Below are 21,917 nucleotides of genomic sequence, written 5' to 3'. Positions count from 1 at the left end.
CCTTTCCTTACAGAAGTGCGGCGACAGTGAGAGCCGCCGTGATGAAGACCAGCAGGATCAGCATCAGCGGCCAGATGAAGGCCAACCAGCGGATGTAGGACACATGCGCGATGGCAAGGCCGCCGACCACGACCGCGAAGGTCGGGTTGATCAGGTTCACCAGCCCGTTGGCCGACTGGAAGGCCGTGACCACCAGGTCGCGCCCGACACCGGCGAAATCGGCAAGCGGCGCCATGATCGGCATCGACAGCACCGCTAGCCCCGAAGAGGACGGCACGAAGAAACTCATCCCGACCTCGATCCAGAACATCAGGTTGATGAAGGCCAGATCGCCAAGGCCGCCCAGCGACTGTTCCGCACCGTGCAGGATCGTGTCGGCGATCAGCCCGTTGTCCATGATCACCACGATACCGCGGGCAAGACCGACCACCAGAGCGACGCCCAGAAGATCGCGCGCGCCATCGACGAAGCTGCCGGTCAGCTTTTTTTCGCCCAGCCGTCCCACCAGACCGATGACGATGGCCGATCCGAAGAACAGCGCACCCATCTTGTCCATCCACCAGCCCTGGCTGGAGACGCCCCAGATCATCGCCGCAAAGGTCAGCGCAAAGATGATCAGGACGACCTTCTGTGTGCCTGTCAGGGTGGCATCTTCCATATTGCCGAACCCCGCGTGCAGGAACAGCCTGCGATGCGCATCGGCCTGGCCCGCCACGATCGAGCGGGACGGATCGGTCTTGACCCGATGCGCATAGCGCATGACATAGGCCGCACAGATCACCAGCCCGCCCAGCAGGATCACGACGCGAAGGATCATGCCTTCGGTAAAGGGAATGCCCGCCGCATTGGCCGCGATGACAGTGGCAAACGGGTTGATGGTGGAACCCAGCACGCCAATACCCGCACCGATCAGGATCGTGGCCACCCCCGTCACCGCATCATAGCCCGCGGCGATCATCACCGGGATAAGGATCGCGTAAAAGGCCAGCGTCTCCTCGGCCATGCCATAGGTCGTGCCGCCAAGCGCAAACAGCGACATCAGGATCGGGATCATCCAGATCTCGCGCCCCTTCATCGCGGTCATCGCCGTCTTGATCCCTGCGTCGATCGCGCCGGTCGCATTGACCACGCCAAGAAAGCCGCCAAGGAACAGCACGAAAAGCGCCACATCGATGGCGTTCGCCTCATAGCTGTCGGGGTCGTAGAAACCCGCGACGGGTGCCAGCATCACCTCGACAAAGCCCTGCGGGTTCGCCTCGACCGTCTTGAAAGTGCCAGCCACGGCCACTTCACGGCCGATTTCCTCGTTCATCACCCGGTCATACTGGCCTGCGGGGATGATCCAGGTCAGCGCGGCGACAAAGATGATCAGCAGGAAAAGGATCGTGTAGGCAGTCGGAAAACGGGATGCGAGACCATGGGCGGGATCGTTTTCCGATGCGCCCGGATCGCCGCTTGGCGCGTTCTGATCTGTCATGGCTGGTCTCCCTACGGTTAACTCCGATGTGCAAATCTCAACCCAAAGCTATCGAGGCTTGACGCCAAATCAAATTGCTCGATGCTGAGGTAGCAGACAATTTGAGATGGTCAAGTCCTCAATGCTGATTGATTGCTCTGCCTGACTGGGCTTTTGCGCTTGAAAGCACGGGCGATTGCACCGGTCCATGATGCAGATCAAGCCGGCGCGACTCCCCGACACTGTTCCCGCCGCAACCCGCGTGCGGTCGCCGGCGCGTGGGGCCAAAACATGAGGAAGCGACAGGAAATGACGAGCGGCTACGAAGGGATGAATGTCGTAGGAGGGCCAAAGACAGGCATCCTCGTCAGCGCGGCCATTGATAGCCAGCAGAAGGCATGCTGATGCGGGTTTCCGACCCACATTCCCGCCCCGCAGCCGATTGCCTTGCCGATCTGGAAGCCCGCCTCGCGGGCCTGACCACGTCCGAGGCGGAAGAACGGCTCGCCGCCCACGGCCCGAACCGCCTGCCCGAAGCAAAGTCGCGGGGGCCACTTTTGCGGTTTCTGGCCCAGTTCAACAACGTGCTGATCCAGGTCCTGCTGGCAGCGGCGGTGGTGACGGCGTTCCTGAACCACTGGATCGATACTGGCGTCATCCTTGCCGTGGTTCTGGCCAACGCCGTGATCGGCTTCGTCCAGGAGGGCAAGGCCGAAACCGCCATGGCCGCGATCCGCGGCATGCTGGCACCGCGCGCGGCCGTCCTGCGCGACGGGCAGCGCCAGTCGGTCGACGGGGCCAGCCTTGTTCCCGGCGACATCGTGCTGCTGGAGGCCGGCGACAAGGTTCCCGCCGACCTGCGGCTGATCGAGGCCCGCGGGCTGGCCGCGCAGGAGGCGATACTGACCGGCGAATCCGTCGCGGTGGAAAAGACGCCCGATCCGGTTGCCGCCGCAGCCCCGCTGGGCGACCGCAGATCAATGCTGTGGTCGGGCACGCTGGTGACGCAGGGAACCGCGCGGGGGCTGGTGGCGGCCACAGGCTCCAGCACCGAGATCGGGCGCATCGGCGGCCTGCTGGCAGGGGTCGAGCAACTGACCACGCCGCTGGTCGCGCAGATGGACCACTTCGCGCGCTGGCTGTCGTTCCTGATCCTGCTGGCCTCGGCGCTGCTGCTGGCCTGGGGCCATTTCGTCGGCCACGAGCCGTTCCCGGACCTGTTCATGACCGTGGTCGCCATCGCTGTGTCGGCAATCCCCGAGGGCCTGCCGGCGGTGATGACGATCACGCTGGCCATCGGCGTGCAGGCCATGGCCCGGCGCAATGCCATCGTGCGCCACCTGCCCGCAATCGAGGCGATTGGCTCGGTCTCGGTCATCTGCACCGACAAGACCGGCACCCTGACCCGCAACGAGATGGTGGTGGTGACGGCCGAAACCGCCGAGGGGGTCTTTCAGGTCTCGGGTGAGGGTTACGCGCCCGAGGGTCGGATCGACCCGCCGGGGGACCTGCGCCCCCTCGCCCGTGCGGCGGCGCTTTGCAACGATGCGGCGCTGGTCGAAAAGGGCGGGCAATGGCTCATCGAGGGCGACCCAATGGAGGGGGCGCTGCTGGTTTTCGCCGGCAAGATCATGCAAGACACGCCCCGCGCCCGGCTTGACGCGATCCCCTTCGACAGCCGCCACCGCTTCATGGCGGTGCTGACCGATGGGCCCAAGGGCCGCATCACCCATGTCAAGGGCGCGCCGGAACGGGTGTTGCGCATGTGTGCGGGGCTGGACCTGCAGGCATGGCACGACCGTGCCGAGGCGATGGCCCGGCGCGGCCTGCGTGTGCTGGCGCTGGCTGAACGCGCCGAGACCACCGGCCGGATCGACGCCCCCGCGCTGGAGGGCGGCCTGAGCTTTCTGGGGCTGGTCGGCCTGATCGACCCGCCCCGCCCCGAGGCGATCGCCGCCGTAGCGGAATGCCGGGCCGCCGGGATCCGGGTCAAGATGATCACCGGCGACCACGCCGGCACCGCTGCCGCCATCGCGGCCCAGATCGGGCTGGTGAACCACGCCCGTGTGCTGACCGGCGCCGACCTGGACAAACTGGACGATGCGCAACTGGCGCTGGAGGTCGCGGGCGTCGATGTCTTTGCCCGCACCAGCCCCGAGGACAAGCTTCGCCTTGTCACCGCGTTGCAGGCCAACGGCCTGACCGTCGCCATGACCGGCGACGGCGTCAACGACGCGCCCGCGCTCAAGCGCGCCGATGCGGGCATCGCCATGGGGCTGAAGGGCTCGGAAGCGGCGAAAGAGGCCGCCGACATGGTGCTGGCGGATGACAATTTCGCCTCGATCGCGGCGGCGGTGCGCGAGGGGCGCACGGTCTATGACAACCTCAAGAAGGTCATCAGCTGGACCCTGCCCACCAACGCGGGCGAGGCGCTGGTGGTTATCGTGGCGCTTGTCGCCGGCATGGCGCTGCCGCTGACACCGGTGCAGATCCTGTGGATCAACCTGATTACCAGCATCACCCTGGGCTTTGCCCTGGCGTTCGAGCCGACCGAGGCGGTCACCATGTCGCGCCCCCCGCGCCCGCGCGCCACACCGATCCTGTCGGGGGGGCTGGTGTGGCATGTGGTGCTGGTGGCGGCACTGTTCCTGGCGGCGGTCTTCGGGATGTTCACCTACGCGCTGGACCAAGGCTATTCCTTGGCGCTGGCGCAGACAATTGCGATGAACACGCTGGTGGTGCTGGAGATCTTCCACCTGTTCTTCATCCGCAACATCCACGGCACCTCGCTGACATGGGATGCGGTCAAGGGCACGCGCGTGGTCTGGGCTGTCGTCATCATCATCACCGCCGCGCAATTCGCCGTCACCTACTTGCCGCCCTTGCAGGCCGTGCTCGGGACTGAACCCGTACCGCTGGCCGACGGCCTGCTGATCGTCGGAATCGGCGCTGCGTTCTTTGCCCTGATCGAGATCGAGAAGCAGATCAGGCTGGGGTTAACGCGATGATCGGGCCGCAGGCCAAGGACTGCGGAGAGGCCGGACGGATTGTCATTTCCGTGCCGTATCTGGTGCCTACACTTCGCGGCGCCACCGCGTCACCCCGAAAAAGCGATGCCCGGAGGGTGAAGCGTGGGGCTGCGCTTGTATTGACGATTCCCCACAAATAACATCGGCATTCAAGGATGCCGCGGCGCAGCAAGTGAGGGCAGGCGTGAAACAGAAACCGAAATACCTTGTTCCGACCATTCTGGTGGTCGCGGCGGTTGCGGCCTATTTTGCCTGGACCAAGCTGGACACGCCGGCGCTGCCTGAGGGCATCGTGGGCGCGAATGGCCGGATCGAGGCGACCGAGATCGACATCGCCGCGCTGACCGGCGGCCGTATCGCCGACATTGCGGCGGCCGAAGGTCAGGTCGTCAATGCGGGCGATGTGCTTGTGCAGATGGATGTCGTCCAGCTCAACGCCCAGAAACGCCAGGCCGAGGCACAGCTGCGCCGGGCCAGTATCGCTATCGAGACTGCAAAGGCCATGGTCGCCCAGGCCGAGGCACAGGAGCGCGCGGCAGAGGCTGCGGTGGATCAGGCGCAGGCCATGGCCGATGCCGCCGCCCAGAAGCTGGCCCGTTCGGAACAGCTGGTGAAAACGAACGCGGTCTCGCAGCAGGTTTTTTGACGACGACCGCGCGAAGGACCGCGAGGCAAAGGCGGGCGTCGCCGCGGCCGAGGCTTCGCATGCGGCAGCTCTCGCCGGGATCACTTCGGCCCAAGCGCAGGTGGTGGACGCCGAGGCCGCGATTGATGCGGCAAAGGCCTCGATCGATTCCATCACGGCCTCGATCGACGATGCGACGCTGGTCGCCCCCCGTAGCGGTCGTATCCAGTATCTTGTCGCACAGGAAGGCGAGGTCGTCGGCTCGGGGGGCCGGATCCTGAGTCTTGTCGATCTGGGCGATGTCTACATGACGGTGTTCCTGCCCACATCGCAGGCGGGGCGGGTTCAGATCGGGTCCGAGGTGCGCCTGACCCTGGATGCAGCCCCCGGTATCGTGATCCCGGCGACGGTTTCCTATGTGGCGGATGTGGCGCAATTCACCCCCAAGACGGTCGAGACGGCGGAAGAGCGTGAGAAGCTGATGTTCAGAGTTCGGGCAAAAGTCGATCCAGAGCTGCTTTCCCGCTATGTCGCCTATGTGAAGACCGGCCTCCCGGGCATGGCCTATCTGAAGACGCTTCCCGATGCCGAATGGCCGGCCTCGCTTGCCAATGTCGTGAAATGACCGGGGCAGACCAGCCGCCGGTCGCATCGGTCAGTGACCTGATCCTGCGTTACGGCAAGGTTACTGCGCTGGACAGGGTGACGCTGGACATCCCCGCCGGCATGATGGTGGGGCTGATCGGTCCCGACGGCGTTGGAAAGTCCAGCCTTCTGTCGCTGCTTGCCGGGGCGCGCGTGATCCAGGACGGCGGCGTGCATGTGCTGGGGGGCGACATGCGCGACGCCGGACACCGGAGCCGGGTCTGCCCGCGCATCGCCTATATGCCGCAGGGGCTGGGCAAGAACCTGTACCCGACGCTTTCGGTCGAGGAGAATCTGGAGTTCTTCGGCAGGCTCTTTGGCCATGACAAGGCCGAAAGAGATCGCCGCATCCTTGACCTGCTGACAGCGACCGGCATGTCGCCGTTCCGCGACCGTCCGGCGGCAAAGCTTTCCGGTGGCATGAAGCAGAAGCTGGGCCTTTGTTGCGCGCTGATCCATGACCCGGACCTGTTGATCCTTGATGAACCGACGACCGGCGTCGATCCCCTGTCGCGCCGCCAGTTCTGGGATCTGATCGACAGCATCCGCGCCACGCGCCCCGACATGAGCGTGATCACGGCCACCGCCTATATGGAGGAGGCCGCGCGTTTCGACTGGCTGGTGGCGATGAACGCCGGCAAGGTGCTGGCGACGGGCACGACGGCAGAGCTTCTGGCGCGCACCGGCGCGGCCGATCTTGACCGCGCCTTCATCGCGCTTTTGCCGGCGGCCGATCGCGGTGACGATCAGGAGGTGGTGATCCCACCGCGCGATGCAACCGATGGCGAGATTGCCATCGAGGCCGAACACCTGACCCAAAGGTTCGGCGATTTCACCGCCGTCAACGACGTCAGCTTTCGCATCGCCAAGGGCGAGATCTTCGGCTTTCTCGGCTCCAACGGCTGCGGCAAGACCACGACGATGAAGATGCTGACCGGCCTTCTGGAGCCGACCGAGGGCATCGCCCGGCTGTTTGGCCACGAGGTCGATGCCCGCGACCTGGCGGTGCGCCGCAGGGTCGGATTCATGAGCCAGGCCTTCTCGCTTTATTCGGAACTGACGGTGCGACAGAACCTGGAACTGCACGCCCGGCTTTTCGCCCTTGAGGAGGCGAAGATCCCCGCGCGGGTGGCCGAGATGGCGGAGAGGTTCGACCTTGGTGACGTGGCGGACGCGCTGCCCGAAGCGCTGCCCCTGGGGATCCGGCAGCGGCTTTCGCTGGCCGTGGCCCTGATCCACGGACCAGAGATCCTGATCCTTGACGAGCCGACTTCGGGTGTGGACCCGGTCGCGCGCAACGGCTTCTGGCGCATTCTGGCGGACCTGTCGCGCAAGGATGGCGTGACGATCTTCGTCTCGACCCATTTCATGAACGAGGCGGAATGGTGCGACCGCATCTCGCTGATGCATGCCGGAGAGGTGCTGATCAGCGACACGGCCGAGGCGATCAAGGCCTCGAAAGGCTGCGAGACACTGGAAGATGCCTTTGTCGCCTATCTGCAAGAGGCGATCGACAAGACCGCACCGCCACCCGCCCCTGCGCCCGAAGCAGCCAATCAGGCCGCGCCCGCCGCCGCACCTGCCCCACCGCACCCGCAGCGGAGATTCAGCCTGCGCCGCCTTCTCAGCTATTCGCGGCTGGAAAGCCTGCAACTTCAGCGTGACCCGATCCGTCTGGCGATGGCGCTTGTCGGCAGCCTGCTTTTGATGGTGGTGATCGGCCTTGGCATCAACATGGATGTCGAGGATCTTACCTTTGCGGTTCTGGACCGTGACCAGACCACTGCCAGCCGGGACTATGTCGCCGACATTGCCGGATCGCGCTATTTCACCGAACGGCCCGCGCTTCAGGGCTATGACGACATGGACGCAAGGATGCGGGCGGGCGAGATCAGCCTGGCGATCGAGATTCCTGCCGGCTTTGCCGCGGATGTGGCGCGCGGCCGCACGGTCGAGATCGGCGCCTGGTTCGACGGTGCCAACCCGACCCAATCCGGCACGGTGCAGGGCTATATCCAGGGAATGCACGGCGACTGGATCACGCGCAAGATGCGCGAGGCGCTTGGCTCGGCCGCTCTGGCCGGCGATTTCGAGCTTGTCACCCGCTACCGCTACAACCCGGATGTGAAAAGCATCGTCGCCATGGTGCCGGCGGTCCTGCCCATGCTGCTATTGATGATCCCGGCCATCCTGACCACCTTGTCGGTGGCCCGGGAGAAAGAGCTTGGTTCGATCATCAATTTCTACGTGACCCCGGTGACGCGGCTGGAATTCCTTCTGGGCAAGCAGCTGCCATATATGGCGCTGGCCATGGTGAACTTCGTGCTGATGATGGTGATGGCGGTTTTCGTCTTCAGGGTGCCGTTCACCGGCAGTTTCATCGGCTTTTCCATGTCCGCGCTGGTGTTCGTGACGGCCAGCACCGCGCTTGGCTTTCTGGTGTCGGTATTCATCTCCAGCCAGGTTGCGGCCTTGTTCGCGACGACGCTGCTGACGATGATTCCCGCGGTGTCCTATTCCGGTCTGATCGACCCGGTATCTTCGCTGGAAGGGTTCGGGCGTACCATCGGCGAGGTCTATCCGGCCACATGGTTCATCACGGCGGCCCGCGGTGCCTTCTCGAAATCGTTCGGCTTTGTTGAACTGATCCAGCCGACGCTGGCGATGGCGGCCTCGGTTCCGATCATCCTGGGGTTGAGCGTGTCCTTCCTGAAGAAGCAGGAGAGGTAGCGCCATGAACCTGAAGAACGTCCGAAACCTCGGGGTGAAGGAGCTGCGCGGGCTGTGGCGCGACTGGATCATGCTGGCGCTGATCGTCTATTCCTTCAGCCTGTCGGTCTGGACTTCGGCCAATTCCAGCCCGGAGACGCTGAGCAATGCCGCGATCTCGATCGTCGACGAGGACCAGTCGCAGCTATCGTCGCGGATCGTCTCGGCCTTCTATCAGCCCTATTTCGTGCCGCCGAACCTGATTACCGCCGCCGAAATCGACACCAGGATGGATGCGGGCCTGGATACTTTCGCGCTGAACATTCCACCGGATTTCCAGCGCGATGTGCTGGCGGGCAAGGCACCGGCGATCCAGCTGAACATTGACGCGACACGGATGAGCCAGGCTTTCACCGGCGGCGGCTATGTCAGTCAGATCGTGTCCAGCGAGGTCTCGGAATTTGTCTCGGGGTATCGGGCGCAAAGCACGCTGCCCGTCGAACTGGCCCTTCGCGCCCGCTATAACCCGTCGCTTGATCCCGGCTGGTTCGGGGCCATCAACAGCGTTATCCAGTCGATCACCATGCTGTCGCTGATCCTGACCGGATCAGCCCTGATCCGGGAAAAGGAACATGGCACGGTCGAACATCTTCTGGTGATGCCGGTCACGGCGACCGAGATCATGCTGTCCAAGATCTGGTCGATGGGGCTGGTGGTTCTGCTTGGCTCGACCTTCTCGCTGACGGTGGTGGTTCAGGGGCTGATGAATGTGCCCGTCGCGGGATCGGTGCCGCTTTTCCTTGCCGGGGCGGTTCTGATGATGGTCGCCATGACCTCGATGGGGATATTCATGGCCACGGTCGCCGGCACAATGCCGCAGTTTGCGCTTCTGATGATGATGGTTCTCATCCCGCTGCAGATCCTGTCCGGCGGCATGACCCCGCGCGAGTCGATGCCGGAGTTCATCCAGACCATCATGCTGGCGGCACCGAATACCCACTTCATCATCCTGTCGCAGTCGATCCTGTTCCGGGGGGCCGGGCTGGAGGTGGTCTGGCCGCAGCTTCTTGCGCTGGCGGTGATCGGGGCGGTGCTGTTCTGGCTGGCACTCCGGCAGTTCCGGGCCTTCCTGCGCTAAGGGGCGCGCCCAGATAACGAAAAGTTGCGCCGGGGGCGGGGGCGCATGGTTTGCCTTTCGCCGCCCAGCGCGCAGATAGACATATCGAACCCATGGGACGGTTGGCGAACCCGCCGGCCTTCCGGCAATCGAAAGGTGGAAACATGGCTCAGCGTGACATGACATTTCCCGCGATGGCGCAGACTGCGGAATACATGACAGATGCCTGGCAGCGTTCGGTGATTTTCCTTGACGTGATGCGCGAACGTGCCGCCCAGTACGACGCCCATACCAAAGATCCGGCGCCCAATGTCCTGAGCTATGATGCCGAACTGGTCCTCGATGCCCGCAGTTTCGACCCGCCGGTGAACTATCTTCTCTATCGGATCGTCCCCCCTGAAGACGTAACCATCGACCCCCTGAAACGTCCCTTCGTGATCGTCGATCCGCGCGCGGGTCAGGTTTCGGGCATCGGCGGCTTCAAGGCCGACAGCGAGGTGGGCGTCGCGCTGAAGGCGGGCCATCCGGTCTGGTTCATCGGCTTTCTGCCCGAACCGGTTCCCGGCCAGACCATCCTTGATGTCACCAATGCCCAGGCGACCTTTCTGGAAACGGTAGTCGCGCGCCACCCCGAGGCCGAGGGCAAGCCCTGCGTCATCGGCAATTGCCAGGCCGGTTGGGCGGTGATGATCCTTGCCGCCCTGCGGCCCGAGCTTTTCGGCCCGATCATCGTTCCCGGAACGCCTCTGTCCTACTGGGCGGGCGTGCATGGCAAATATCCGATGCGCTATGCCGGCGGCCTCATGGGCGGAACCTGGCTGACGGCACTGGCGGGCGATCTGGGGGGCGGCATCTTCGATGGCGCCGCGCTGGTCCAGAACTTCGAGGCGCAGGATCCGGCGAACACCTTCTGGACCAATCAATACAATCTCTGGTCGAAGATCGACACCGAGCCCGAGCGTTACCTTGGGTTCGAGAAGTGGTGGAATGCCCTGGTCACGCTGAATGCCGGGGAAATGCAGTGGATCGTGGACGAGCTTTTCGTCGGCAACCATCTTGCGGCCGGCGATATCCGAACTGCGGATGGCACTGCCATCGACCTGCGCGCGATCAACTCGCCCATCGTCGTCTTCTGCTCGAAGGGCGACAACATCACTCCGCCGCAGCAGGCGTTGGACTGGATCCTTGACCTTTATGACAGCGAGGACGACATCCGCGCCTGGGGGCAAACCATTGTCTACACGGTGCACGACCATATCGGCCATCTGGGCATTTTCGTCTCGGGCCAGGTCGCACGCAAGGAACATGACGAGTTCGCCCACAACATCGACCTGATCGACGTGCTGCCCCCCGGTCTTTACGAGGCGGTGCTGACCCCGAAGGAGGCGGCCGGAGTCAATGCCGATCTGGTCAAGGGCGACTGGGTGATGCGTTGCGAGGCGCGCACGCTGGATGACATCCGCGCGCTTGGCGGCAACGACCTTGAGGACGAGCGCAAGTTCGAGACGGTGGCACGGCTCTCCGAGATCAACCTGGCACTTTACCGCACCTTCGCCCAGCCCTTCGTGCAGGCCTTCACGACGCCATCCTTCGCCGAGGCGACGCGCAGGTTCCACCCGCTGCGACTGTCCTACGAGATGTTCTGCGCCGGCAACCCCTGGATGCGGCAGGTCAAGGGACTGGCAGAAAGTGTGCGCGAAAAACGCGAACCTGCCAGCCCGGACAACCCCTGGCTCAACATGCAGGAGATGACATCAACCGCCATCGTTCAGGGTCTTGACGCGATGCGCGACGTGATCAACTGGACATCCGAGGCCAGTTTCCACGCCATTTATGGCAATAGGGCCTTGCAGGCGGCGCTAGGCGTCGACACATCCTCGACAGAGCGCCCGCGCAAGCCCGCACATACCGGGCTGCATGACGAACTGGTCAGGCGCCGCGACGAGGGGCTGCGCCGAAACATGACGGAGGGCGGTCCTGTCGCGGCAGTGGTGCGGGCGCTGATCTGGGTCGGCATGTCGGGCAGGGTCGTCGACGAACGCCAGTTCGCCGAGATCGCCCGATTGCGCCGGACCCATCCCGAAAGCGGCGCTTTGACGCTGGCCGATTTCAAGCAGATGGTGCGTGAACAGCTTCAGATGCTGCTTCTCGACGAAGAGGCGGCGCTTGGGGCCATTCCCGGTCTCATGCCCGAATCCGGCGACCAGCGCCGCATGGCGCTTGACACCATCCGCGAGGTGGTCGAGGCCAGCGGCGCGCTGGACCACAAGGCGCGGCAGCGGCTGAACCGGATCGCCAGCCTTCTTGGCATCGGACCCGCAGCGATCGACAAACGCAAGGCATCCTGAACGGACACCCCATGGACGAGCTTCACGACAAGCACCAGCGCCTGATTGCCGCCGCCCGCGACGGCTCGCCCGCCTTGACCGTCGTCGCACATCCTTGCGACGAGACCTCGCTGCGCGGCGCGATGGAGGCGGCGGCGGCACATCTGATCGAGCCGGTTCTGGTGGGGCCGGAAGCCCGCATCCGCGCCATCGCCGCCGAACACGGCATCGACCTTGCCGGGCGGCAGTTCGTCGATGCGCCGCACAGCCACGCCGCCGCCGCGCAGGCGGTGGCCCTGATCCGCGCCGGCAAGGGCGAGCTTTTGATGAAAGGCAGCCTGCACACCGATGAGCTGATGAAGGAAGTCACCGACGCGACCACCGGCCTGCGCACCGAACGCCGGATCAGCCATGTCTTCATCATGGATGTGCCGGGCCACCCCGAGACGCTGTTCATCACCGATGCAGCGATCAACATCTTTCCCGATCTCGACAGCAAGCGCGACATCGTACAGAACGCCATCGACCTGTGGGCGGGCATCGGGCTTGGCACACCCAAGGTGGCGATCCTGTCGGCGGTCGAGACGGTGACGACGAAGATCCCCTCAACGATCGAGGCGGCTGCGCTGTGCAAGATGGCCGAACGGGGACAGATCACCGGCGGCCTGCTGGATGGCCCGCTGGCCTTTGACAATGCCATCGATCCCGAAGCGGCGCGCATCAAGGGCATCGGCGGCCCGGTTGCCGGCCACGGCCAGATCCTTGTCGTTCCCGACCTCGAGGCCGGAAACATGCTGGCGAAGAACCTGATCTTCCTGTCCCGCGCCGATGCCGCCGGGATCGTGCTGGGCGCGCGCGTGCCGATCATCCTGACCTCGCGGGCCGACAGCGTCCGCACCCGCATGGCCTCCTGCGCAGTGGCGGCGATCTATGCCAATGCGCTCCGCAGGAAGGCCGGCGTCTGATGGACGTGATCCTGGTCGTCAACGCGGGGTCGTCCAGCCTGAAGTTCCAGTCCTTCGGTCTTGTCGATGGCGGATTGCAGCGACGTGTGCGCGGCCAGGTCGACGGGATCGGAGTCAGGCCCCGGCTCAGGATCGTCGATTCTGCAGGCGCCGTGCTGATCGACCGCAGCCATGAGGCCGCCGAAATCCCCGACCTGCCAGCCGCAATTGGCGTCCTGCGGGACTGGTTGAAGACCCGCAAGGGCATCACCCTGCGCGCCATCGGCCACCGGGTCGTGCATGGAGGGCCGGATTTCGACCGCGCCGTGCTGATCGACGAGGATATCCTGAACCGGCTCTCCCGCTATCAGACTCTGGCGCCCCTGCATCAGCCGAACAATCTGGCGCCGATCCGCCTGGCCATGGCGATCGCGCCCGACGCCCCGCAGGTCGCCTGTTTCGACACGGCATTCCACCGCCACCATGCCGAACATGTCAACTGCTATGCCCTGCCGCGCGCCTTCTACGACGAAGGCATCCGCCGCTACGGCTTTCACGGCCTCAGCTACGAATACATCGCGCAGGCCCTGTCCGAAACCGCGCCCGAGATCGCCGAGGGCCGCGTCATCGTCGCCCATCTGGGCAGCGGCGCCTCGATGTGCGCCTTGCAGGGTGGTCGCAGCGTCGAGACGACGATGGGGTTCACCGCGCTTGACGGCCTGCCGATGGGCACCCGCCCCGGCCAGCTCGACCCCGGCGTGGTGCTGCATCTGATCGAGGAAAAAGGCATGACCCCGGCCGAGATCACCCGCCTCCTCTATCGCGAGGCGGGGCTGAAGGGCCTTTCGGGCATCTCCAGCGACATGCGCGACCTTCTGACCAGCCCCGACCCGCGCGCCGCCCTTGCCATCGAGCATTTCGCCTATCGCTGCGGCCTCCACGCCGGCCAGTTGGCCGCGGCCCTCGGCGGGCTGGACGCCTTCGTGTTCACCGCCGGAATTGGCGAACATTCGCCCGAGATCCGCGCCCGCATCGCCGCGCGCCTTGCCTGGCTTGGCGCCGAGATCGACCCCGCTGCCAATGCCGCTGGCGCAACCTGCATTTCCACCCCTGCGAGTCGCCTCCCGATCCTGGTCATCCCTACCGACGAAGAACGGATGATCGCGCGCCACACCTTTGCACTGACGAGCGGCACCACGTGATTTCAGTGCCTGTGATCATGTAACTTCCGAACAGCTCTTCCCTGGGCTTGCGTGTTCCTGCAATGCTCCTAATTGCCCCTTCCCGTCCCGATTCCCAGCTCCGCCGATCTGCAATTTGTACTCCCAGATTGAGCTACCCCCCGAAAATCGGACAGTGGCGAAAGCTATGATCTGACATCTGCTGGCCTCCAAGGACGAGGAGACCATGAACGACGCACGGCGCATTCGATCCTCGCGCTCGAGGATTGTGCCGTCGCGACTTCCGGCGACTACCGTCACCGCGTCGAGGTACGAGGGCAGAGCCTCTCGCATACCATGTTCTCCAGGCAGGCGGGGACCTGGCGGCGCGCCTGCGCCTCGACGCGCTGTTTCGATGCGCGAGGCGGAGGGCATCCGACCCCGTGCAATCGGCGCCCTGTTCGGCGGCCCGATATCCGGCCTCGCGCACCGGTTCGGGGCGCGTCAGATCGCCGCCGTCGCTCTGCGTCGCCATCGCCGGCAACGTCTGGGCGACCGGCGACAGGGGCGCGTCAGCCCCGCGGCTTCGGCCGGCGGATCGGGTCGGACAGGAGCCTGAGCCCGTTCAGCACGACTAGCACCGTTCCGCCCTCGTGGCCGATCACCGCCAAGGGTAGCGGCAGGTCGAAGAACAGGCCGCCGATGACCAGCACCAGCATCGCGCCGATGGCGAAGACCAGATTCTGGCGGATGACGGCGGAAGCACGGCGCGATAGACGGTGCGCGTCGGCCAGCCGCTCCATGTCCTCGGACAGCAGCGCCACATCGGCCGCCTGAAGCGCGACCTCCGACCCGGCGGCACCCATGGCGATGCCGACATCGGCGCGGGCGAGCGCCGCCGCGTCGTTCACGCCGTCGCCGACGAAGGCAACCTTTCCGTCTCGGGTCAGCTCTGCAATCCGGCGCACCTTGTCCTCGGGCAGCATCCCGGCATGGATCTCGTCAGGCACAAGCCCCAGCTCGCCGCCGATCCGCAGCGCCACCGGGCGACGATCCCCGGTCATCATAACGATGCGGCGAACCCCGCCGCGGCGCAGGGCGGCCAGGGCGGCGGCCGAACTCGGCCTCGCCTCGTCCGCGACGCAGACAGCGCCGAGGACCCTCTGGCCGCGCCCCAGATAGACTACGGTCTGCGCCGTATCCGCCAGCACCTGCAACGCGGCATGGTCGATCCGGGCGCCCATCTCCTCGGCCAGATAGGGGTTGCCGGCCCAGAGGGGGCCGTCCTCGTCCCGTCCGAGGATGCCGAACCCGGGCCGTGCCGTTGCGTCCACGACCTTCGCCGCCGCAAGCCCGCGCGCCCCGGCCTCGCGGGCGATGGCGGCAGCGATATGGTGTTCCGACCCGGCCTCCAGCCCGGCCAGCAGCGACAGGAACCCGGCCTCGTCGCCGTCGAGCGCCACCACCCGCGTCACCGCCGCGCGGCCGGTGGTCAGCGTTCCGGTCTTGTCGAAGGCGAAGGTTTCGACACTCGCCAGGGTTTCCAGCGCCGCCCCGCCCTTGAAGAGCACGCCGCCGCGCGCCGCCGCCGACAGCGCCGACAGGATCGCGGCCGGGACCGAGATGACGATGGCGCAGGGGCTGGCCGCGACCAGCAGCGTTGCCGCCCGGTAGAGCGCCTGTTCCCAGTCGCGGCCCATCCACCAGAAGGCGGCGAAGGCGATCACCGCCCCGGCCATGACCGCGACCGTATAGCGCTGCCCGAACCATTCGCTGAACCGCTCGGAGGGGGCGCGGGCGGCCTGCGCCTCGGTCACCAGCCGGATCATGCGGGCGATGGTGCTGTCGCCGACCGTGTTCGTGACGGTCATGTCCATCACGCCGTCGAGATTGACCGTAGCCTCGAAGACCTGTGCGCCCGCCTCCTTCGATACGGGCATGGATTCGCCGGTGATGTTGGCCTCGTCGATGCCGCCGCGCCCGGTGAGAACCACGCCGTCGCTCGGCACCCGTGCGCCGGGCCGCAGCACCACCACGTCGCCGACGGCCAGTTCCCCGGCGGCGACTTCCTCGACCGCGCCGCCCGCGGTTCTGCGCAGCGCCGTCTCGGGGCGCAGCGCCATCAACGCCTCGATGGCCCGCCGCGCCCGGCCGAGTGCCCGCTCCTCAAGCGTGGTGGAGATGCTGAACAGCGTCAGCAGCACCGCGCCCTCGAACGGTGCGCCGACCACCGCCGCAGCGATGGCGGCGGCGATCATCAAGAGGTCGATGTCGAGAACATGCTCGCGCCACAGTTCCGAAACCGCGCGCCAGGCGGTCGGAAACCCGCCCGCCAGATAGACCAGCGCCAGCCCCGGAGCCAGCAAGGCGCCAAGAATCTCGTGCGCCGGCCACCGTCCGGCCACGGCCATCGCCATGCCGAGTACTGTGGCGAGCGAGAGGACCAGCGACAGGTCAACGGGCAGGGATCGCTTCATGTCAGGCTCCTGGCTGGCACAAGTGCTGGCTGGGTTCGAGAATCGTTCATGTGGGCTTCTTGCCCCGCGATGCAAGCGCCGCGATGGCGGTCCAGATGCAGGTGCGCACGGACGCTATCCTGCCGGCCCGCCGCCGACGATCGTCCACCGTGTCGAGAAGGAGCTGACTCTGATCCGCGAGGTGGACTAGGCGCCCTATTTCCAGACCGTACATGACATCGTGCAGTTTGCCAGATCGAAGGGCATCCTCTGTCAGGGCCGCGGCTCGGCGGCGAATTCCGTGGTCTGCTATCTTCTGGGCATCACCGAGGTCCCGCCCGAGAGCATCGCCCTGATCTTTGAGCGGTTCATCAGTAAGGAACGCGGCGAGCCGCCGGATATCGACGTCGATTTCGAACATGAGCGCCGGGAAGAGGTGATCCAGTGGAACTATGACCGCTATGGCCGCGAGCGCGCCGGACTGACGGCAACCGTGATCCAGGCTGCCGGCGTCGAGGTCGCGCGGGAGGTGCTCGCCGAGGCGCAGGGGGCCATCCAGCCGCTGGTGCCTTACCTCGACACCCTGCGCTGGCTGCTGATCGCCGTGGCGCTCGCCGGCATCGCCGTCACCATCCATGCCCGCATCGACGACTGGAAGCGGGGGCGGCGGTGATTGCCGGGCTGGGTGCCGCGTTCGCCGGATCGGCGTGGGGGCGCAGGGCGGCGGGGATCCTCCTCGCCGGTGCTGCGATCCTCCTGTTCATGGTGAACCTGCGCCGGGCAGGCGAGCGCGCCGGCCGTGCCGCCGAGCGCTTGGAAACACGGGAGAGAAGTAATGCCGTCCACCGCCGGATGCTGGAAGCCGCCAGCCGCCGCCCCGCTGATCGCGATGCTCTCGCTGAGCGGTTGCGCGGCGGGCGGTTCTGACAGCGGCGGGCCGGGGGCCTGTCCGCCGGTGGTCACCTACACCACCGCCGAACAGGTCCGCGCGGCCAGGGAGGTCGAGGCTCTGCCGGAGGGGGCGATGCTGGTCCGCATGCTCAGCGACTATGCGGTGCTGCGGGACCAGGCCAGGGCGTGCGGGTGAAAGCCGGGCCGGGTGGTGTCCCCGCGGGAAGCGCAGGGCGCCTCGACCGCAAGGCAGCGCCCGGCCCGGTTCACAGCTTCACAAGGTCAAAGAGCCGCAGGGGATTCGCTGCAGGGACATGGTGGCACGGCGGGGCCTCATCTGTCGCGCCCGCCGATGGGCACAGTTGTGCACCTGCCAGGGCGTGCCCTTCGCCATCACGGCAGTGCGGGCGACATTTCTTCGATGCCAGTCAGGATCCGGCCACGAACGCGATCCAAAAGGTCGGCGCCAGTGGAGATGTCGAAGCTCGCCGTTTCCAGCAGTGTTTCCTGACCCGTCACCCGGAACCGCGCGCGGATCCCTTCTTCGTCACCCAGTCCCGCATGGTGGGGATAAAGCAGCGTCAGCCGCGGGGCCTTGTAGAGGTGGGCATAGGCCATCATCTGATAGACGTCCGCCTGGGAGACCCCCTGTTTCGGATCGTCGATCCGGTCGGAAATGCGTTTCCACTTGGTGTCGATCACATGGGCGACCTGACCAGCGCGCCAGATCAGGATGTCGGGCTTGGTCTGAAACACCGCCCGATCATCATCAAGCGACGTCAGACAGAACAGGCGGCCACCCTGCAGGGTCACGCGGAATTCGGACCCTGCCAGCGCCCGCGCTACCAGACGGCCTATGTATTCCTCGAACAGGGCATTCATCTCGAACAGCAGTGCCGCTCCCTGCCCTGAACCGGCACTGGTGGTCTGGTATCGGTTACGCAGGAACAGCTGCGCCATTCCAAAGAGTTCCTGCCACGCGCTGTTCGTGCGGTCGATGACAACATCGTCCCACCGCAGGGCGGGGACCTGCACCTCTGCGACATCGGCATAGACGAAGGCCAGTTCCCGCAGCCGCTGCACATTCGTCGCGTTGCGCGACATGCCCGCCAGATGCGCGATGGTCGCCTTCATGATGCGGTTGAGGGCGATATCCTCGGACAACTCGTCATAGCGGCACGCCAGGCGGCCCGGGTTTGCAAGATGTCGGGTGAACTGACGCGGGATATCCAGCGATCCCCGCAAGGTCGGCAGGTCGTCGTCGTGGAGGGTATAGCGCCGTGGCATGCCCCGGCGCACCGCCTCGGTCAGCTTGTCGCAAAAGATGCGGATCAGGATTTCCAGCAGCGTTTCGCGCTGCCAGTCGAGGTCGGTCATGCGTCCAGTCTGGATCTTCAGGTCGAGGGCCACCGCAAGCATGTGGACGAGGCGCTTGCGGATTTCGCGCGTCTCTTGCGCTGAGCCTTCCTTTTCGCCGACGTCGATCTTCGGCAGGATTTCCAGTGTGCAGCCCGGCACCGCCAGAACGCCAACCACCCCACGCGCCCGCAGATCATGGCGGCGATCCTCCAGAACGCCGCCGCCGCCGCGCCCGGCGAAGGAGGATGCCTTGGCCAGTGCCACAAGGCGCTGGGCCAGGGGCGGCGGAATGCATCCTTCCCCATCGCCATGGGGCAAAGTCTCCCATTCGCGAACGGAGTAGGCGGGCATCAGGCGGCGAACTCGGAGAAGTCGAACTGGTCTTTCACCCGCCAGCGCAGTCTTTCACCGCTGAAATCATCAGCGGCGATGCCGGGAGGCGCGGCCAGGCGGCGGGCTTCCAGAAACCGGGACGGGCCTTGCGGGCCATCGCCCAGAACGGCAGCCACCTTCGACCAATCCTCGTAGAAGTATTCGGACAGGAGGGGAATGACCTTGTGCCGCATGACGTCCTCGACGGCCCCAAGCGATGTGCAGCCAGTGAAATAGGCGTGCCCGATCTGGTGTTCGCGGTCGAAGAGATACTCGATGCGATCGTTGATCGTGGTCAGCAGTTTCTGCAGGTTGATCCCGCCGACATTCGGGGACAGGACCGCCGGGTTCGGCATCAATTCCTTGAAGGTGAACCGACGGCGCAGGGCGGTGTCCAGCAGCGCAATCGAGCGGTCGGCCGTGTTCATGGTGCCGATGATGTGCAAGTTCTGCGGCACGCCGAAGCGCTTCTTCGAATAGGGCAAGGTCAGCTGGATTTCGTCGCGCCTCCCGAGCCGCTTGTCCGGTTCCAGGAGCGTGATCAATTCCCCGAAAACCTTCGAGATATTGGCACGGTTGATCTCATCGATGATCAAGACGAAGGGTGTTTCGTCGCCAGGTTCTGACGCCCCGAGCGGAACTCCAGCGTTCAACAGCTGCTTAATGGCCGCAATATCCAGCCGGGCCTTGCTCAGAGAATAGATCGTATCGCGCGCGAATTCCGAGTCATGGATTTCCTGCCATGGCCGACCTTCAGGATCGGACCAGATCCAGTTCACCGCGCGCCGGTGATTGTAGCCGGTCGAGCGCTGCTGATATTCATAGGGCCCCGAAACAATCCCGATGGCCCTGAAGCGTGACTTGCCCTTCGAGACGATGAATAAGTCACCTTCCTGAACTTGATTGCGGAACATATGGAGCATCCGCGGCTCCTTCGGTTGAGAGCCAGGTTCGGTTTCCAGTCGACGCTCGATTTCCTCGAAGCTGTCGTACTTCGGATCAGTCCAATCGACGGAATTGAACCCGAACAGGGCAATGCCTGTTTCGAGGCTTTCCTCGAAGACCTGCTCACCGGATTTGTCGCTCATGCTTCCGAGCGACATCTGAAAGACATTGCGTCCCTCCAGCGAAATCGGCTCTCGGCCAGTGTTCGGCGTGGCCTGTGGCATGGCGCGCGCAAAGGCGCCTGTCCCTGCGCGCCGCGCGATACGCTGAAAAATTCCGGCAACAGGCTCCAGACGAAAGCCCGCGCCATTATCCGGAACTTCCTCTCCATCGACGCTGGGCCTCAGCCCCTCGACAAATTCCTCGTATGACATCGATTGGTGGAAGGTCACGAACTCGATCCGGCCCTCGGACATCAAGCGCCGGTATTCTGCCATCAACCGATATCGGTTCTCTTCGCCAAAGAGATCAGCGACAACAGCGTCGCCCAGACAGATGCGAACCGCCTCCCACGCTGTCTGGTAGGTCTTGCCGGTGCCGGGAGGTCCGTAGAGGATCAGGTTGGTGGTCGCAGTATGAACGGCGTGCGGCATGGGCTTGTCCTTCGCGGCCCCGTCCTGGGTCAGGACGAAGGTGTATTCGGTCGTGGTGCTGCGTTCCGGCCCGGACCGTGTAGGCGCCGGTACCGAGGCAAGCTTCTGGAACATCTCGCCTTCCAGCGCCTGGCAGACGTTCGCCCAGTTCTTCACAAGGCCCGCCATGTCATGCAGGTCTCCGGCGCGGATCGTAACCGCAGAAAGCCCGGCTTCCCGAGCAGGCTCGATGAAGTAGTTCAGGGCGACGAGCCGCGCGCGTTCCGCCCCGCGCATCAGATGGGTGTGTTGGTCGGGAAGCGGCAACGGCGTGTCATGCTGATCGACGATGACGTAGCCCGCGGCATGCAGCCTTGCAGCCGCATCCCCTGGTTGGCTCCACCCGCCATTGAATGTGCTCGCCGCCTTGCCCAGAAGGTATCCGACAATCGGTTTCGTCGGAAAGCGCTTGTCCTGGCGCGGGCGGGTCGACCGCACCCAAAATTCCTTTGGCTCTCCGAAGCTTGAGAACGCATCGGCATGGGCACCTGACGTGCGAAACTGGTCGTAGGCGTCCATCGCAGCCTCGATCCGGTCGCGAGAGAAGGCGTCATCCTCACCCCCTGCTCCCTTGCGAAGTATCCGGTATCCCAGAGCCTCAAGTCTGGCGAAGGATTGCGCCTCTCCGAAGCCGTTGAAGAACTCCTTCGCTGCGAGGGCGCAGCCATCGGGTAGATGCCCCAAGGCGGCTGCGACTGTCGCCTTCGCCGGATAGGACTGCTCCTTGCCACCATCGCTGACCCAGACTTGCGGGCTTGCAAAGCCACCGCCGGCGAGGAAGGCCTTAAGGCCCAACTGATCGCACTCCCGCATCGCGGCATCGACTTCCTTGCGGGTGAGGCGGTCGACCAATGCCTGGTGTTGTGCCTTGTCGGGCACATTGGACTGTTCGGTCAAGGGCAGAATCCGTCGTCGTCAATTCACCGTCTGGAACCACGGGCCGATGATGGCCGGAAGCAAGGAGGTGCGCAACTGCGAGTTGCCCGCCGCTGCCTGCGGCTGCGGGCTTATGCGTCCTGTTGCGGTTTTTCTGGTGTCGTGTTGATGTGGCGTTGATGTAGAGTGGGACGCCGATAACCCGACGGTTTACGTCAGGTTCTAACTTGCTGATATCTTGTGATTTTTTGGTTGCGGGGGCAGGATTTGAACCTGCGACCTTCAGGTTATGAGCCTGACGAGCTACCGGGCTGCTCTACCCCGCGCCAATTGCATCGCGGATCTTTGCGGTGCGGTATTTCATCGTGTCAGAG

Annotated in this window: 13 protein-coding genes, 1 tRNA gene and 1 pseudogene; 10 read left to right on the top strand and 5 right to left on the bottom strand. The window is 65.0% G+C overall.

Annotated features, from left to right (window positions below; genetic code table 11):
* Positions 1 to 7: 7 nt before the first annotated feature.
* Positions 8 to 1,477 carry a YfcC family protein gene (locus tag DFP89_RS16920; RefSeq protein ID WP_114350561.1) on the bottom strand — a complete coding sequence of 490 codons (1,470 nt, stop codon included), beginning with the start codon at positions 1,475 to 1,477 and terminating at the stop codon, positions 8 to 10.
* A gap of 383 nt (positions 1,478 to 1,860) precedes the next feature.
* On the opposite strand from DFP89_RS16920, the gene DFP89_RS16915 reads away from it, so the two are divergent.
* The 8 genes from DFP89_RS16915 (at position 1,861) to DFP89_RS16885 (ending at position 14,054) form a co-directional block, all read left to right on the top strand.
* Positions 1,861 to 4,464 carry a cation-transporting P-type ATPase gene (locus DFP89_RS16915; RefSeq protein ID WP_114350581.1) on the top strand — a complete coding sequence of 868 codons (2,604 nt, stop codon included), beginning with the start codon at positions 1,861 to 1,863 and terminating at the stop codon, positions 4,462 to 4,464.
* A 205-nt stretch (positions 4,465 to 4,669) separates the two neighbouring features.
* Positions 4,670 to 5,131: an HlyD family secretion protein gene (locus tag DFP89_RS20875; RefSeq protein WP_231879162.1), complete on the top strand. Its 462-nt coding sequence runs from the start codon at positions 4,670 to 4,672 to the stop codon at positions 5,129 to 5,131.
* 103 nt (positions 5,132 to 5,234) lie between these two features.
* Complete coding sequence (locus DFP89_RS20870) at positions 5,235 to 5,735, top strand: HlyD family secretion protein (RefSeq protein WP_245948835.1); 501 nt, start codon at positions 5,235 to 5,237, stop codon at positions 5,733 to 5,735.
* Positions 5,732 to 8,485: a ribosome-associated ATPase/putative transporter RbbA gene (rbbA, locus tag DFP89_RS16905; protein WP_114350560.1), complete on the top strand. Its 2,754-nt coding sequence runs from the start codon at positions 5,732 to 5,734 to the stop codon at positions 8,483 to 8,485. The genes DFP89_RS20870 and rbbA overlap by 4 nt, the downstream gene beginning before the upstream one ends.
* A gap of 4 nt (positions 8,486 to 8,489) precedes the next feature.
* Complete coding sequence (locus DFP89_RS16900; RefSeq protein WP_114350559.1) at positions 8,490 to 9,602, top strand: ABC transporter permease; 1,113 nt, start codon at positions 8,490 to 8,492, stop codon at positions 9,600 to 9,602.
* A gap of 143 nt (positions 9,603 to 9,745) precedes the next feature.
* Positions 9,746 to 11,929 (top strand): DUF3141 domain-containing protein, encoded by a 2,184-nt coding sequence (locus DFP89_RS16895; protein ID WP_181870376.1) that lies wholly within the window; start codon positions 9,746 to 9,748, stop codon positions 11,927 to 11,929.
* 11 nt (positions 11,930 to 11,940) lie between these two features.
* Positions 11,941 to 12,873 (top strand): phosphate acetyltransferase, encoded by a 933-nt coding sequence (locus DFP89_RS16890; RefSeq protein WP_114350558.1) that lies wholly within the window; start codon positions 11,941 to 11,943, stop codon positions 12,871 to 12,873.
* Positions 12,873 to 14,054, top strand: a complete 1,182-nt coding sequence (locus DFP89_RS16885; protein ID WP_114350557.1) for an acetate/propionate family kinase — start codon at positions 12,873 to 12,875, stop codon at positions 14,052 to 14,054. The genes DFP89_RS16890 and DFP89_RS16885 overlap by 1 nt, the downstream gene beginning before the upstream one ends.
* Before the next feature lie 530 nt (positions 14,055 to 14,584).
* On the opposite strand, the gene DFP89_RS16875 is transcribed toward DFP89_RS16885, so the two are convergent.
* Entirely contained in the window at positions 14,585 to 16,489 is a 1,905-nt protein-coding gene (locus DFP89_RS16875) for a heavy metal translocating P-type ATPase (RefSeq protein WP_068767957.1), read from the bottom strand.
* Positions 16,490 to 16,589: 100 nt separating this feature from the next.
* Between DFP89_RS16875 and DFP89_RS21050 the strand changes: the two are divergent.
* Together DFP89_RS21050 and DFP89_RS16860 are read left to right on the top strand one after the other, a co-directional pair.
* Positions 16,590 to 17,060, top strand: a pseudogene (locus tag DFP89_RS21050) (error-prone DNA polymerase); the annotation flags it as partial.
* Between the two features lie 243 nt (positions 17,061 to 17,303).
* On the top strand, positions 17,304 to 17,555 hold the full coding sequence (locus DFP89_RS16860) for a hypothetical protein (protein WP_114350555.1): 252 nt from the start codon (positions 17,304 to 17,306) through the stop codon (positions 17,553 to 17,555).
* Positions 17,556 to 17,752: 197 nt separating this feature from the next.
* On the opposite strand, the gene DFP89_RS16855 is transcribed toward DFP89_RS16860, so the two are convergent.
* The 3 genes from DFP89_RS16855 to DFP89_RS16845 form a co-directional block, all read right to left on the bottom strand.
* Positions 17,753 to 19,069, bottom strand: coding sequence for an McrC family protein (locus tag DFP89_RS16855; protein WP_114350554.1), 1,317 nt, complete (start codon positions 19,067 to 19,069; stop codon positions 17,753 to 17,755).
* Positions 19,069 to 21,564, bottom strand: a complete 2,496-nt coding sequence (locus tag DFP89_RS16850) for an AAA family ATPase (RefSeq protein WP_220269863.1) — start codon at positions 21,562 to 21,564, stop codon at positions 19,069 to 19,071. Before DFP89_RS16850 ends, DFP89_RS16855 begins: the two co-directional genes overlap by 1 nt.
* A 228-nt stretch (positions 21,565 to 21,792) precedes the next feature.
* Positions 21,793 to 21,869, bottom strand: a tRNA-Met gene (locus DFP89_RS16845).
* Positions 21,870 to 21,917: the final 48 nt, after the last annotated feature.

The organism is Paracoccus lutimaris (assembly GCF_003337565.1).
Lineage (GTDB): Bacteria > Pseudomonadota > Alphaproteobacteria > Rhodobacterales > Rhodobacteraceae > Paracoccus > Paracoccus lutimaris.
Note: the sequence above shows the minus strand (reverse complement) of the source record. Positions and strands in the feature narration are given on the sequence as shown.

Excerpts from the sequence above, each read along its gene's own strand:
- DFP89_RS16885 (WP_114350557.1), top strand. The coding sequence starts at position 12,873 with ATGGACGTGATCCTGGTCGTCAACGCGGGGTCGTCCAGCCTGAAGTTC.
- DFP89_RS16920 (WP_114350561.1), bottom strand. The coding sequence starts at position 1,477 with ATGACAGATCAGAACGCGCCAAGCGGCGATCCGGGCGCATCGGAAAAC.
- DFP89_RS16860 (WP_114350555.1), top strand. The coding sequence starts at position 17,304 with ATGCCGTCCACCGCCGGATGCTGGAAGCCGCCAGCCGCCGCCCCGCTG.
- DFP89_RS16895 (WP_181870376.1), top strand. The coding sequence starts at position 9,746 with ATGGCTCAGCGTGACATGACATTTCCCGCGATGGCGCAGACTGCGGAA.
- DFP89_RS16890 (WP_114350558.1), top strand. The coding sequence starts at position 11,941 with ATGGACGAGCTTCACGACAAGCACCAGCGCCTGATTGCCGCCGCCCGC.
- DFP89_RS16900 (WP_114350559.1), top strand. The coding sequence starts at position 8,490 with ATGAACCTGAAGAACGTCCGAAACCTCGGGGTGAAGGAGCTGCGCGGG.
- DFP89_RS16855 (WP_114350554.1), bottom strand. The coding sequence starts at position 19,069 with ATGCCCGCCTACTCCGTTCGCGAATGGGAGACTTTGCCCCATGGCGAT.
- rbbA (WP_114350560.1), top strand. The coding sequence starts at position 5,732 with ATGACCGGGGCAGACCAGCCGCCGGTCGCATCGGTCAGTGACCTGATC.
- DFP89_RS16915 (WP_114350581.1), top strand. The coding sequence starts at position 1,861 with ATGCGGGTTTCCGACCCACATTCCCGCCCCGCAGCCGATTGCCTTGCC.
- DFP89_RS16875 (WP_068767957.1), bottom strand. The coding sequence starts at position 16,489 with ATGAAGCGATCCCTGCCCGTTGACCTGTCGCTGGTCCTCTCGCTCGCC.